This is a genomic window from Photobacterium obscurum (assembly GCF_026191635.1).
Taxonomy (GTDB): domain Bacteria; phylum Pseudomonadota; class Gammaproteobacteria; order Enterobacterales; family Vibrionaceae; genus Photobacterium; species Photobacterium obscurum.
This window is the reverse complement of the sequence record NZ_JAKRRW010000004.1, coordinates 344,510-358,870: the sequence shown is the minus strand read 5'-3', so window position 1 is coordinate 358,870 and position 14,361 is coordinate 344,510. Positions and strand designations below refer to the sequence as shown.

Genomic DNA, 14,361 nt, shown 5'->3' with positions numbered 1-14,361 from the left:
CAGACATGCACCAAGCGCATTGGAACTACCCCACATCCATCACCGTTGGTGAGCACTGCACGGACCACCTGGCTGATTACTGTCAGGAGGCCGGGATTAATAATCCCATGATGGTTACCGACCCAACCCTGGCTGTTAGCAAAATGGTTCGCGATACCCTGACCCGATGCAGGCAGTCCGAGTTAAAACTAGAGCTTTTCAACGATATTCAAGGGAACCCTACCAGTGGAAATGTCGCGGCGGGAGTCAAACACTACCTGAACGGCAAGCACGACGGTATTATTGCTTTCGGAGGAGGTTCCAGTATCGATGCCGCCAAAGCCATAGCACTAGTCGCCAAACAATCGCACTCACTATGGGATTTCGAAGATCAAGGTGAAAACTGGAAACTGGCAGACCCCAAATTAATCGCTCCTGTAATAGCGATACCAACCACTGCCGGTACCGGCGCTGAGGTTGGGCGTGCCGCTGTCATTACCGACGAAGCCAAGCTGGTAAAAAAAATCATTTTTCACCCTCAAATGATGCCAATACAAGTTTTCTTAGACCCGTTTCTGATAACCGAGCTACCACCGGAGCTAACCGCAGCCACGGGTATGGATGCTCTTTCCCACAGCCTAGAAGCCTTTTGCTCCCACACTTATCACCCGATGGCGGATGCTATCTCGCTCGAAGCAATGAGAATGATCATGCATTACCTTCCTGTCGCTTACCTTGACGGGTTAAATACTAACGCCCGGACCCAAATGCTGGTTGCTTCGACAATGGGGGCAACTGCCTTCCAGAAAGGATTAGGGGGCATGCATGCCCTGTCGCACTCGCTGGGTGCGCTCTATAACAAACACCACGGTTTACTCAACGCCATTCTGATGCCCTACGTCCTGGTGGCCAACCGACCCCATATCAACGAAAAAATGGACCGGCTCGGTCGATACCTCGCGTTACCGCACCCCAGCTTTGACGGTGTATTAAATTGGATACTTTCCCTACGAGCCGAGCTACATATCCCCAACACGTTGGCCGAAATAGGTATCGATAGCCAGCAGGCTATACGTCTTGGAGCCATGGCCGTTTCAGATCCCGCAGCCGCCGGCAACCCAATCCAATTAACCGCCGAGCAGTATGCCGATATTGTTACCCGTGCAGTTGACGGCAGACTGCACTAAGCGAGGAAAAGTATGATTTTGGGCGTCTTACTTTGCGATGACGTAAGGCCGGAGCTGCAGGCCAAACACGGCAATTACCCAGCAATGTTCAGCAACCTGTTCGGTCAGGTTGACCCGAGCGTAATACTGAACTTTTACCGCGTCATCGACGGTCAATACCCGATGGCACTGGATGAATGCGATGCCTACATCAGTTCAGGCAGCAAGTTCAGCGTCAATGACGAAGTCAAATGGATCAGCGTATTTGAAGCCTTCATCCACCAGCTCTACCAGCAGCACATTCCATTTATTGGGGTCTGCTTCGGTCACCAAATGATTGCCCGTGCGCTGGGCGGAGAAGCCTGCCCGTCGGCCAACGGCTGGGGAATTGGCGTAGCCGATGTAAAGTTCAACCTGGAGGAGGCTAATCAACATAGTTGGCTCACGGGTTCTAACAGTGGCTATTCTCTAATTGTCAGCCACCAGGAGCAAATTGCCGAACCGCCGCCGAATACTATTACGCTGGCAGGCAGTGAATTTTGCCCATATGCCATGATCCAAGTCGGTACTCACTTTCTGGGTGTTCAGGGCCACCCAGAATTTACCCCCGAATATTCTCACGATTTAATCAGACTCCGCCGTGATAACTACCCGGAAGAAACCGCAGAGATAGCACTCGCATCATTAGAGCAACCCACTGATTCTTGTTCTGTTGCACAGTGGATTATTAACTTCATTAAGTTATACCAATTCCATTAATTATCTAACCATTCAGAACACCGCTGGGAGTCAGTTCACAGCTATTCCCAGTGTAGAATCGTTCAAAATAGCTGAACAAATTCATCGGCTCATCACTATGGTGTCAATCGGTCAGTTTCATACACTAGTAAAAAGTAATGAAAAAGACACTGAGGCGAAGACATGTATCATGCACATATCTATTTTGATCTCACTCAACAGCCCATTGCCGAACAAATCTACCAGCAAATCAAGTTGAGTCGAATCGACGTTACGTCCATTTTCCCTCTGGTAAACAGACGTGTCGGCCCACATGACAAACCGATGTTCGAGGTCCATTTCAACGACAATCAATACGGTTTTATCGAATGGCTTGACCAACACCGCGCCGGCCTTTCAGTCCTGATTCACCCGGTGACAAGCAATGCTTTAGCAGATCATACCAGCGGCGCTTATTGGCTAGGAGAGGAGCTTGCAGTACATACGGAAATATTTGAAAACTGTGAAACAGACTAGTTTATTCAAATACAAATAAGGCCGCTTGTGCGGCCTTTGGAGGATTGGGATTACGGAGGTTACTGTAGCCTATCACTAGTAGTAATGTTCACTTGTGCTCTCGTAGGTCACTTCGAAATCTCTTTGTGCCCCATCTAACATATCCAATAAAACAGCTGTCTGTTTACTATTACAATGCATTATAGAAAGTCGAACAAGCTTCTGAAGCTCGACTACTTTTCTCTGACTGTCTTGCAGACCATTAATTTCTTGAATGCACTTATTAAAATCAATCATAAAACACAAAAGATCAACAATTTAGAATACGAATAAAAATATATAAAAATAGTATTTATTTAGAATTTGAACTCAGATTTTTCCTGATTGACATCATATCTTTTCAAAAAATGCTTTTTTGTTTTCATTAATACGGCCTGAGATTTATATCTAATCTTCTTTTTAATTAACAATGAGCTCTTACTCATAGCTTAAATACCTTACCGCATTTCTTACATTGGAAAACCGCATTGAAAAATATGCGTTGCCAAAAATTTCGTTTAATTCTTTTTTTATTAATACAATTGCAATTTGTCACGAGAAGACCATTAGTTCCAGCTTGCTATTGCAATAGCTTACATAACACCAAGTCACTACTCAACATGTTTAATATGGTAATATCAGTAAGTTAATATGTCGATTTCATCAAGTATTATTCTTGTTTGTACCATTTTCATCAACTCACTATTGAACTCCTTGCTTTCTTTAACAATGAACATTAGTACAAAAATAAAACCAAACGACCGTTATTCCCACAGATATGAATCAGCACGCATCAGTTGTGTTATAAGCATTCTACTAAATAAATAGATACGTTTAATTAATCACTTACCAATCAATAAAAGTCAAACGAATATATCTTTAAAGCCAAAATATGAATTTATTCTAGTTTAAAAAACAATCACTACTCTAGCTAAATAACGGCGAAAATTTATCTCATATTCCTTCCGTCAATATAGAATACCAGTGGATCATAAGCCAGTATTTGAATTGATAGCGTTCGAATATCAAGTTGGCTTTTTTGCATAGATATAACCAGCACTTTAAGCCAAAAGAAAGTGCTCACAGATGAATACAAAAAAGCAGCCCCTAGGAACTGCTTTACTTCACCACCGCGTGCTATACCTCGACAACTACCTTCTTAGCCAGCGACATCGCAAGGTTGTTGTCATAGTAGGCTGCTTCATTGATAAAGTGAGGATATGCTTCGTAGTCCCCTTCCCAGTAAACTTCAGTGCCATCAAACAATGTGAAAATCGGATCACCGGCATGCAGCGGTTTGAAATCGGCATCCTGGACATTCTTGTGTACCATTCCAATACGTTCTCCGTTTGCATCTTCCGGTAACTTCAATGTCTCTTCATATTTATATGCTTCATAGCTAGCCGGAAGTTCAGGCAGTGCATCGGTATTGTGAAGTTCGACATAGTCCAGAATATGTTGAGTCATTTCCTCCATCCAATCGAGTACATCCTGACGGATCACGGATTGTGGCTGAGGGCCAACCTCAACAATTACACCTTGGTTGGTGATCGAGCTAAGAAAATAATGCTCTTCAACAGAAGATTGATCTTCTAGCACCACAACCGCATCGGGCATTTTAGCTTTAACATAAGCCCCCATTTTACGGTTGAACGCATCGCTCTGAAGTAGGATCAGGGATGGTCCCATATTACTGGTGGTATTGTGCAAGTCGATAATGAAGTCTATCTTGGCATTCCCCTTAGGACCTAACTGAGCATTAATCGCTTTGGCGCGACTTTGCTCATAGTTGGCCAGATCCTGATTGTTCAGATCATCGAGACTAAACTGGCGGTTCATATCACAATCGAGGTAGCGCTTGTTTTCCTCAAACGCTTTCGGATTAGCAAAAACCATTTGGGAGGAGAACGAGTCTCGGGAGATCACTTGGGGATTCTGCTGCCATTTGCGCAGCAGGTAGATACCGCTAAATTCGTTACCATGCGTGCCGCCAACGACAGCAACCGAATTGATTGTATTCGTCCTTGTATTCACAGTTCAGGCTCTCACTTATCAGCTGGATATTCATCTCAATACACTAAAATGAATACCAGTTTCATTAACAATTTGCCAGTGAAAACACACTAAAAGATGACAGGTCGGGTTTGTGCCAGTTTTAAGTAGGAGTGCAGTTCGCCATTCTTATACTCAATGGCAGAGTGGATATTGGTATTTTTATTGGCAATAACGGCGCTGCGATACCGGTTTTCACCTTTATAGATTTCAATTTCGATGACCCCGTCAACCAATTCCCAGAAACCCGCCGTACGCTGGCGGTTAAATAGCGTAAATTCATCCAGTGAACCATCTGGGTGTAAGATCAATTCAGTGATATAACCCGCACTACATGTCTTTATCCAATGCTGCGGTGATATTTCATCGCGAGAAAAGTTCCGTTTACCTGCCAGCCACTCATGCATGCTTGTTTGCTCATGTGAGTTAAGCTCGGGCAATGCATCTACGTCGAGTAATCTTGCGCGCTCAGACTCTCGGAAAAAAAGCTGGAGCAATTGGCACGTTTTCTTTTCAGACATCCATATCACCTTTGTAAATCATCATGATAACGGTGAAACTAAACGCTATCGGGCGAGCTTTCACGAAATAATAAGCGAAAGTGTTAACCTGCTCAAAACTTCACCTTGCCACGTAAGGTTTTGGTTTGTCCACGCTGGGTTTTCTTGTCCATTCGACGACGTTGAGACCCTTTTGTCGGCTTGGTCGCCCGTCTCGCTTTTTGCTGGACCGCCGAAGACTGGATTAATTCCTTCAACCGCATTAACGCATCTTCTTTATTTTGCTCTTGAGTACGATATTGCTGTGCCTTAATGATGATCACCCCATCTTTAGTTATTCGGTGATCAGACAACTTCAGCAAACGCTCTTTATAAAAAGGCGGAAGTGATGAACGCTTAATGTCAAAACGCAGATGAATTGCACTGGAAACTTTGTTGACGTTCTGGCCACCCGCCCCCTGAGCACGAATCGCCGTAATTTCAATTTCCCAGTCAGCAAGTTGGACAGTGTTGGAGATAGTTAACAAGAAAGCATGCCTATAGCCGTAATTTAATCCCGGATTATCTTTGTTTATTCTGACAGATGCAAAGTTTGTTACTTCAATCACGTCTCACATACTAAGGTGTATCGGCTGTTTTTTGCTCTGATACCACCCGCTAAATGTGATCACCCTTACAAGCAAGCATTAGTGTCATTTTTAAGTTTAACCAGAGTCAGTATTCTGGTCATTATCCGCCGCTTTATATATCGATACATAATGAATACATTAATTGCACTGCTCGCCGACTCTGGTCAATTCATACGCCCCTGGCTAAGCGAAATTTCAACAGCTATGGTTGCCTGTCTGCTGGTAATATTTGGCGCAGACATTAACCGGCTCCTCAGACGACACCTATCTGGTACTAACTTTGTGTTACGTACCTTGGCCTTTATTTTAGTCAATGCATTTGGATATGGTTTCTTAATTGTGTCAGCGGCCCCTTGGCTTGCCAGGCAGTTAAGCCAAATACCGAGCCAGTGGCTATTTTGTATTGTGGTAGTAACATTTATTTTTGTTGGATTATGGGCGCAGAGAAACAGGCAAATGTAAGGCTTTGACCACTCAGCACCCTGCGCCTTGAAATGGCTCTTTATCGGATTAAAGCAAAAATATGGTGCATCATCATTAGCCATAGTCCTATTGCAACCACGGCATAGAGACTAAAGATGGCTAACTGCTTAAGCTTTGAAAGGATTAAAGACATGATCATCACACACCTCCTCGACTTTGCTTCGTTTATGAGATGTCATAAATTCTGAGCACTCAATAAATTAATATTAAATTTTGAGAGCTTTATTTGATAGGAGTCAGATCGAGTATTAAGCCACTGACCTAAAAAGCAAAATCTTTGGCGCAAAAAGCAAAGCCCAGCAAAAGCTGGGCTTTATAGCACTAAGTTTGGAGAGGGTTAGACTCTACGGTAAGGCAAATAAACCGGCTCCCACATATGTTCAGCTAGCTCTTGCTTAACATCTTTACCTCGCAAGATACTCATCGGATCCGTCGCCTGCATATTCGTTAAAATACTCGTCGCGACACGAAGCGATACTGCTTTCAGCTCACTGATCCTCGGATAAACGCAACCTGCAGCCAAGTCCTCTTCAGATACACATTCCGCCAACGCATAAGATGCCATCGTGAACATATCCAAAGTGATTTTCTTCGTCTTGGAGGCAATTGCAGCTAAACCTACACCCGGGAAGATAAAGACATTATTGCCTTGGCCAATACGGTACTCATGACCATTGTAAATCACATTGTCGAATGGGCTACCCGTCGCAACAATTGCCTGGCCGTCACTCCATTTATAGATATCTTCCGGTAGGGCTTCGCAGTTCGCGGTCGGATTGGATAACGGGAACACCATTGGGCGCTTGGTGTATTCCATCATCTTCTGGATATGCTCTTCCTTGAACGCACCGCCAATACCGCTAGTGCCAAGCAGCACGGTAACAGGATGGTTATTAATCAACTCGGTCAAAGACACTTTGCCAAGCTCTTCCGTATGCCAGTTTTCTGCCAGTGAACGTGGCTTAGCATAACGCTTCTTATACTCATCCAGCCCATCACGATCATCAAATACCAAGCCTTGAGAGTCGAGAATAAAGATGCGATCACGGGCAGAAGCATGGGAACAGCCCTCTTTCAACAAGCCGGCAAATATTTGATCGGCAACGCCTACACCACCAGCACCGGCGCCATAAACCACATAGGTCTGATCAACCAAAGACTCGCCTTTAATTTTAACCGCGCCAAGAATACCCGCGAGTACCACCGAACCGGTGCCCTGGATATCATCATTAAACGACGGAAGAAATTCCTCATAATCAGACAAGTTATCGAAAGCATTCGATTTACTGAAGTCTTCCCACTGCAACACCGCTTTCGGAAAATGGTGTTTAACCTGACGAACAAATTTGTTGATAAAGGTTTTATATTCCTCGCCACGCATACGCTTGCGAGGCACACCAAGATACATTGGATCATCCAGCAAATCTTGGTTATCGGTACCAACATCCAAAGCTATCGGCAAACAGTGAGCCGGATGAATACCCGCCCCCAGCGTATAAAGCGATAGCTTACCAATAGGAATACCCATACCGCCGACACCTTGGTCACCGAGCCCCAAGATACCCTGGCTATCCGTCACCACGATGATTTTAATATCTTTACCGGTAAAGTGACGAGCCTGTTCACCCATGTTGTCGACATTGTCTTCGGTAATGTATAAACCACGAGCCTTCTGATAACGGTGGCTAAATTCCTGGCAGGCTTTACCTACCGTAGGGGTATAAATAATCGGTGTCATCTCTTCGATATGCTGAGATAACAACGCATAGAACAAGGTTTCATTTCGATCTTGCAGTGCACGCAAGAAAAGGTATTTTTCAATATCAGTAGACGCGTTTCTAAATCCATCATAAACGCGATTGAGTTGATCATCGAATGTCTGCACGCGCGGAGGTAACAAGCCACTCAACTGAAAAGCCTCTCTTTCCTCGTAGGTAAATGCAGTACTTTTATTGAGTGTCCGGTCGTTGAGCAGTTCGGTCCCTGTTAAAGATACAGGTCTAAATTCATTACCTTCTTCATCTTTCCAACGCAGGTATTTGCCTATCGTCATGGTATCCCTCCAGTCTAATTTTCGGCAATCAGTCCTCGATGATTTATCTGTGGTGATGACAGAAGATTGGAGGGCTGACATTGGCTCCCGTAGGAGATAACGAAAGATTCTACGCCCTTTAGATACGGAAAAACGTGAAGCTCGGAGAATAATTGGTTGATTTTAAGGCAGTTATTGACAGTAAAAACCCGCTGAATCAGCGGGCTTAGATATCGGGGCGAGTTAGAAATATATCGTCATACCCAAAGCCGGCAGGGGTTCATCTTCCACGACACTGTAAATATCCAGGTAGTCACCCGCTTTCTCTGGGTCATCTTCACTACCGTTGCAGATAAGTGCAATATTGTAATTATCCAGAGGCACATAGCCAATTTCAAACTCACGGCTTACTGGATCAACCGCCGCTGAAGTGTAAGGTTCGAATTCAGAAGCCAAATCACCATGAGTATCTGTTGGTGCGTTATAGACATAGACAAAAGCATCCTCGATAACACCACCGCATGCTTCGCTTTCTTCTAGCACAGCTCCCGAAATGGTCGCGACATCTTCATTGTTTACAAGGCGAACACCACGCGGCTTCAGTTGATAACCGTTAGCGTTTTCAACCATACTCTTACGCAGATCAAATTCCAGAGTATATCTTTGAGTTGCTTCCGCAGTAACCTCAAAACCATCAAGCTTTAACTCACCACTTGGTACTCGAATTCCCTGAGTATCATTCGTATCAGTCACAACATGCGAATAAGGAGTGCCGTCAGAATAGCTGCCTTTTTCCAATACCGATAGCCGCATTTGGTTATATTTGCCAGCTTGCATGAGCTCGTCACTAAGCACCTGCAGAGAATTTTCACCCTGATAGGCCATTAGGTTGATCACCATAAATTCTGGATTACCGTCTGCATCTTCAGGGATGAGCATACCGTCAGGAATACATTCTTCAGAGCTTTCATCGGCAGCAAAGGAGGTCGTGCCCCAACTAGATTCGCTACCGTTGGTGTGCTTTACCGAGATCTGATCAAAAGCAACACAAACTTTGGTCAGATCATCAACAGGTGCATCTGAGAAAGCCAGATTAAATGTCCCTGTATTGCTATTACTACCTGACGAATCAGAACCACAACCCACTAATGCAAGGCTAACCAGCCCGGCTACTACCAACTTTTGCATTGATAAAACTCTCAATAAATAATTACCTGGCAGAAGAATACAGATATCCCGATTATTCCCCTAGCCGATAACTCCCATTCAGAGCAAATCTGACAATGATTTTACAAACCCCAAAAAAAAGCATAGCAATAAAGTGCTTAGTTAAGCTAATACGCGCGGCCACAGCTCATAACCAATCATTATCAAAAAGCAACAAAGCAAACGCTTGCTCGCACAAATAACCAACAAGCAAACGTTTACCAAAGCATCCAACTGCCTGCATATTATACATGCGGAATGGAATATCATGATCTTCATCACATGCCACATAATCACCCAATTACAGTTTCATAGAAAAATGTAGCATTAGCCGTGGTCTTACCACATTAACGGAAATGAAAATGAAATTTGCTCGTAGTGTTATTGCTGCTTCGATTGCTCTTGCCGCGCTAACTGGTTGTAACAGCGACAACAGCACAACCGAAACGTATACTGAAGCCCGCTTCGCGACTTATAACCTGTCCTTTGATCGTGATACGTATGAAGATCTAGTTTTTGAAATGTCGATGACACGCGATGATCAGACAGCTCTGATTAATCGCTATAAGAATAACGACGAATCACTGACAGAAGCTAAAAAAGCAACCGCACAAAAAATAATTCAAATCCGAAATGTGGCAGAAACGATTCAACGTACTCGCCCAAATGTCTTCCTGCTGGCAGAATTTAATAACAAAGGTACAGGAAAAGATATGAGAGCCCTTGATGGCTTCCATAACAACTACCTTGCTTATGCACAAAATAGCCAAGTTGAGCCAATTAGCTTTGAATACCGCAAAAACATTGCTACCAACACAGGTAAAGCAAGCGGCTTTGACCTGAACAATGACGGTGAAAAGACAGACATTAAGGATGACGCATGGGGCTTTGGTAACTATCACGGCCAATATGCTTTTGCTGTATTCTCACAGTTTGAGATTGATGAAAGTAACGTGCGCACTTTCCAGAACTTCAAATGGAAAGATATGCCTGGCTATGAAGAAAGCATCCGCATCGTTCAGTGTGACGATCCGAGCAAATTCCCTGAAGGGATGACTTGTAAGAGTAAATGGTACGAAGACGAAGCTTGGGAGCAATTCCCACTCTCATCTAAAAACCACGCAGATATTCCTGTCATTATTCCAACACCTACCGGTGAGGAGACTATCCACTTTTTAGTTTCACACCCAACACCGCCGATCTGGGAAAACATCGCAGAACACAATATCAAGCGTAACCACGCTGAAATTGAATTCTGGAATGACTACGTTGAATCAAAAAACTACATGTATGACGATAATAATGTCTATGGTGGTTTGCCGGCAGACAGCAAGTTTGTCGTAGCTGGTGATTTAAACGCGGATCCGATTCAAGGGGATGGTGACTTAACCGCAATCAATGATCTGTTGAAGAATCCACTTGTTAATATCAGTGCAACTATTGGCTACCAAACACCAACAAGCAAAGGCGGCCAAGAGTGTTTCGATCTAGGGATCTGTACCGGTGACAACAAAGATACCCCTTACATCGAGCATATTACGAGTAAGAGCGGACTACGCTTGGATCACGTTATCCCATCACAGAATCTTACTGTTACGGATTCAGGCGTCTTCTGGCCTGCTAGTGATGAAGATGGCTACCACCTGGTATACGACGAAGAGCTGGGTATCAGCAAAGGCGTCTCTTCTGACCACCGTATGGTTTGGATGAACTTCGACCTAACTAAGTAATTTGAGTGATTAGCTAAAACCAAAGAAGCCTCACATTGTGAGGCTTCTTCATTTATAACGGGCTAATAACCTTACGCTACAACCGGCTCGAGAGCTCTTAGCACCTGACGATCATTTTCGATACGCTTGATCCAGCCATCAGATTCCATGCGGTTCAGCACAGGGATCATATATTTGCGTGACAAGCCAGTCCGATCTCTGGCATCAGATATCTTAAAGCGCTCATTGACTTCTAGCCCTTCAATAATGTCATTGACCAGATTATCGTAAAGACCTTTTTCGTAGTAAATTTTGCCTTCTAGCGGCACGGCAAAGCCTAGTCTAACAAGGTTGCGAAGCTCTTTCTGAGCGCCTGGGATTTTCTCTTTATCCGCCTCATAACCTTGCTTTTCAGCCTGACTCATCCGTTCTAGAATTTGTTTCGCCGTAGGCGATAACTGCGCTTCACTTCGCCCGTTACCCAGTGAGAATAACTCGCCGCTTTGTTTCAGCTTCCCTTCCTCGACAAACTGCTGTAACAGGGATGACAACACAGCAATCGGCAGCTGGAGCTTGCCGCTTAGCTCGTTAGCAGACAGATCAATTTGCTCCTGCTTGAGAATTGACTCTATCTGCCGATGAGAGTTGTTGTAACAATCTTCGGTGAACAACCAGTCGCCGCAAACCTTATATCCGACTTCATCAAGCTGGTGATCACCGCGTTTGGCGTAACCATATAGCGACATATTAATCGTTACATAGTCTTCCCATGCTGGATGTTCAGGCATCGCCATTAGCAGATCATAGAGTTTATTACGGTGCTGCTTAACAACCGCTCCTCCCCAGGCAACAGCCCCACAATTCAAGATCCGGCTGCCACCATGCTGGATCAGCAATGCCCGTTGATTCCAGAAACAACAGGCAGGCTCTTTCAGACGCAAGCGCGCCAGGTTTGTCCCTTTAAACACAAAGATCTTGGCAAGCGTATTAAAGGTGCCGAATGCGACCTCGACTTCACTGTTATTACGGCACTTGTTCTCAAAGAGCAGGCTGTCTAATCTCACAATCAACTCATCGGTAACAAAACCAGTTTCTTTCGACGCCATCAGGCAAAAGCCGCGCTCAACCTCTTTTTTCTTCACCCCTTTAAGGGCAATTGCAACTCGAGATACCGGCTCAGCAGTATCAATATTTTGATGATAGGACTGCAAGCTTTTTACCTGCACTTCCCTGCCTGATGGTTGGAGGATCAACTTCTGCCCTACATGAAACTCACCGCCGCACAAACTGCCGGTGACAGTAGTACCGACACCATTGACCGTAAAAACACGGTCAATATACAAATGGCCCTGGCGTTCACTCGCAATACGCTGTCTAGCTTTTTCCTGGTGATTATCCAGCTTACGGCAGATATGCTGACGTAGCCCATCAATTCCTTTTTGCTGATGAGCAGAGACCACCACGGAGTCAGGAATAAAGCCTGCTATCTCTAAAAACTGCTCAAGGGCTTCTTCCTCGACCAATGCCAGCATCTCATCATCGACAAGATCAGACTTAGAGATCACCAAAGTCACGTTTTCGATCCCCATCGATGCGATCACTTTTAGGTGGTCGGTTGACATCTGCATCCAGCCTTCATCGGCAGCAACGACAAACAGAACCATATCGAGGCTCCAAACCCCCGCCACCATGTTGCGGATAAATCGTTCATGGCCCGGCACATCGATGACACCAACAGGCGTCCCGTCCTGATGCTTGAAGTAGGCAAAGCCAAGGTCAATCGTCATCCCGCGCTTCTTTTCCTGTGGAAGGTGCGCGGTATCAATACCAGTCAGCGCTTTGATCAACGCCGATTTACCATGATCGACATGGCCTGCCGTACCAACAACATAACTCATTGCAATACCTCCGCCAGTTGGCTGCGTAGATAACTTATTTCTGATTCGTTAATCGTGGCCAGATTAAGCTGCACTTTGTCGTGCTTGATCACACCAATGACAGGCAGCGGCCAATTACGCATCACTTGCAATAACTTTTCTGCTGACCGCTTGTATCGACCATTCTCCGGCACGATCTCAACAGACCATGAGGGATCATTTTGATCCGGCAGTGAACCTCCGCCTACTGTCATTTCTGAACGCACAACCTGCACTTGTTCGCCAAACCCTGCCGCTAGCTGATTGGCCCTGTCTTCAAGCTCATGTTCCGATAGTGAACTCTTACTTTCAGCCACCCCACGACCACTTTGAAGCTGGTTAAGCTTGCGAACCACCAGCTCCTCAAGCAATGAATACACGATCCTGCTTGGTCTGAATGCTCGCATCATCGGATTCTTCTCAAGCTGCTTGATCAGTGCCTGCTTGCCAGTCACCAAACCAGCCTGAGGGCCGCCCAGTATCTTATCGCCTGAGAAGCAAACAATATCCGCCCCCGCCTGAATATAACTAGCCACGGTAGGTTCATCAGGCATGTCTTCTGTGGTTGTACCGGATCCCTGATCGACGGCCAGTATCACATGCTCTGGTAGATCTCGTGCCAGCTCTTTAATATCAGCTGACTCGGTAAAACCGCGGATCTTGAAATTTGATGTATGGACAATCAGCACCATGGCAGTATTTTCAGTCACAGCATCAAGGTAGTCTTGAGCCGTAGTGATATTAGTAGTGCCAACTTCCACCAATTTGGCACCGGATAGCGCCAGGATGTCAGGGATTCTGAAGCCACCACCAATTTGGATTTGCTCACCACGAGATACAATAACTTCCTTGCCCTTAGCCAATTCATGCAACATTAGATAGATAGAAGATGCATTGTTATTGACGACTAAGGTGTCTTCGCCTTTAACCAAGTACTGCATTAACTGCTGCAACATGCCTTTGCGTTTACCGCGCTTACCGGTATGAAGATCGATTTCAAGGTTATTGTAATGGGTATTCACTTCACTGACGCTTTGCCACAACTCGCTATCAATTGGTGAACGGCCAAGGTTAGTATGAACGATCACCCCAGTACCATTAACGACCCGCTGCAACCGCTGTTGGTTCATTAACCAGCAACCTTGCTCAATAAAATGGTAAAGCTGCTCCAGTGAAAACGGAGTGCCCTCAGGATCTTTCAAGTGCTTCTTTTTGTAAGCTTGTACTTGTTCTCGGACAATATCTGTCACTACTGGACGACTAAGCCGCTCAATAAAAGGCGAGAGAAAAGCTTGCTGAAGAATTTTTTCGATCTGTGGGATAGATGATAAGGTGCTTATTGCCATGATAAAGCCCCAATAATTTTAAAAATTTAAAATAGAGAATCATAAATCGTCATATATATTTAAACGTTGAT

Annotated in this window: 13 protein-coding genes; 5 read left to right on the top strand and 8 right to left on the bottom strand. The window is 44.9% G+C overall.

Annotated features, from left to right (window positions below; genetic code table 11):
• Nucleotides 1–5: 5 nt before the first annotated feature.
• From MD588_RS07725 to MD588_RS07715, 3 genes are all read left to right on the top strand, one after another.
• Nucleotides 6–1,166, top strand: a complete 1,161-nt coding sequence (locus MD588_RS07725; protein WP_265696485.1) for an iron-containing alcohol dehydrogenase — start codon at nucleotides 6–8, stop codon at nucleotides 1,164–1,166.
• A 12-nt stretch (nucleotides 1,167–1,178) separates the two neighbouring features.
• Entirely contained in the window at nucleotides 1,179–1,904 is a 726-nt protein-coding gene (locus tag MD588_RS07720; protein WP_265696484.1) for a glutamine amidotransferase-related protein, read from the top strand.
• Nucleotides 1,905–2,066: 162 nt separating this feature from the next.
• A complete protein-coding gene (locus tag MD588_RS07715) occupies nucleotides 2,067–2,399 on the top strand; it encodes a DOPA 4,5-dioxygenase family protein (RefSeq protein ID WP_265696483.1) in 333 nt (110 codons plus the stop codon).
• Nucleotides 2,400–3,554: 1,155 nt separating this feature from the next.
• On the opposite strand, the gene MD588_RS07710 is transcribed toward MD588_RS07715, so the two are convergent.
• The 3 genes from MD588_RS07710 to arfB form a co-directional block, all read right to left on the bottom strand.
• The gene (locus tag MD588_RS07710; RefSeq protein ID WP_265696482.1) at nucleotides 3,555–4,451 is read right to left on the bottom strand and encodes an aspartoacylase; all 897 of its coding nucleotides are present in this window, start codon (nucleotides 4,449–4,451) and stop codon (nucleotides 3,555–3,557) included.
• Between the two features lie 89 nt (nucleotides 4,452–4,540).
• Complete coding sequence (locus MD588_RS07705; RefSeq protein ID WP_265696481.1) at nucleotides 4,541–4,990, bottom strand: hypothetical protein; 450 nt, start codon at nucleotides 4,988–4,990, stop codon at nucleotides 4,541–4,543.
• 92 nt (nucleotides 4,991–5,082) lie between these two features.
• Nucleotides 5,083–5,496 carry an alternative ribosome rescue aminoacyl-tRNA hydrolase ArfB gene (gene arfB / locus MD588_RS07700; protein ID WP_265696552.1) on the bottom strand — a complete coding sequence of 138 codons (414 nt, stop codon included), beginning with the start codon at nucleotides 5,494–5,496 and terminating at the stop codon, nucleotides 5,083–5,085.
• A 231-nt stretch (nucleotides 5,497–5,727) separates the two neighbouring features.
• Between arfB and MD588_RS07695 the strand changes: the two genes are divergently transcribed.
• Nucleotides 5,728–6,060, top strand: coding sequence for a DUF3392 domain-containing protein (locus MD588_RS07695; protein WP_265696480.1), 333 nt, complete (start codon nucleotides 5,728–5,730; stop codon nucleotides 6,058–6,060).
• A 358-nt stretch (nucleotides 6,061–6,418) separates the two neighbouring features.
• Here MD588_RS07695 and MD588_RS07690 read toward each other — a convergent pair whose 3' ends face one another.
• The 3 genes from MD588_RS07690 to MD588_RS07680 form a co-directional block, all read right to left on the bottom strand.
• The gene (locus tag MD588_RS07690) at nucleotides 6,419–8,134 is read right to left on the bottom strand and encodes an NAD-dependent malic enzyme (protein WP_265696479.1); all 1,716 of its coding nucleotides are present in this window, start codon (nucleotides 8,132–8,134) and stop codon (nucleotides 6,419–6,421) included.
• A gap of 222 nt (nucleotides 8,135–8,356) precedes the next feature.
• On the bottom strand, nucleotides 8,357–9,301 hold the full coding sequence (locus MD588_RS07685; protein ID WP_265696478.1) for a DUF4382 domain-containing protein: 945 nt from the start codon (nucleotides 9,299–9,301) through the stop codon (nucleotides 8,357–8,359).
• Between the two features lie 166 nt (nucleotides 9,302–9,467).
• Complete coding sequence (locus MD588_RS07680; RefSeq protein WP_265696477.1) at nucleotides 9,468–9,608, bottom strand: hypothetical protein; 141 nt, start codon at nucleotides 9,606–9,608, stop codon at nucleotides 9,468–9,470.
• Between the two features lie 73 nt (nucleotides 9,609–9,681).
• Between MD588_RS07680 and MD588_RS07675 the strand changes: the two genes are divergently transcribed.
• Nucleotides 9,682–11,049 (top strand): endonuclease/exonuclease/phosphatase family protein, encoded by a 1,368-nt coding sequence (locus tag MD588_RS07675; RefSeq protein ID WP_265696476.1) that lies wholly within the window; start codon nucleotides 9,682–9,684, stop codon nucleotides 11,047–11,049.
• 71 nt (nucleotides 11,050–11,120) lie between these two features.
• On the opposite strand, the gene selB is transcribed toward MD588_RS07675, so the two are convergent.
• A complete protein-coding gene (selB, locus tag MD588_RS07670) occupies nucleotides 11,121–12,926 on the bottom strand; it encodes a selenocysteine-specific translation elongation factor (RefSeq protein WP_265696475.1) in 1,806 nt (601 codons plus the stop codon).
• On the bottom strand, nucleotides 12,923–14,290 hold the full coding sequence (gene selA / locus MD588_RS07665; protein ID WP_265696474.1) for an L-seryl-tRNA(Sec) selenium transferase: 1,368 nt from the start codon (nucleotides 14,288–14,290) through the stop codon (nucleotides 12,923–12,925). The genes selB and selA overlap by 4 nt, the downstream gene beginning before the upstream one ends.
• Between the last annotated feature and the right edge of the window lie 71 nt (nucleotides 14,291–14,361).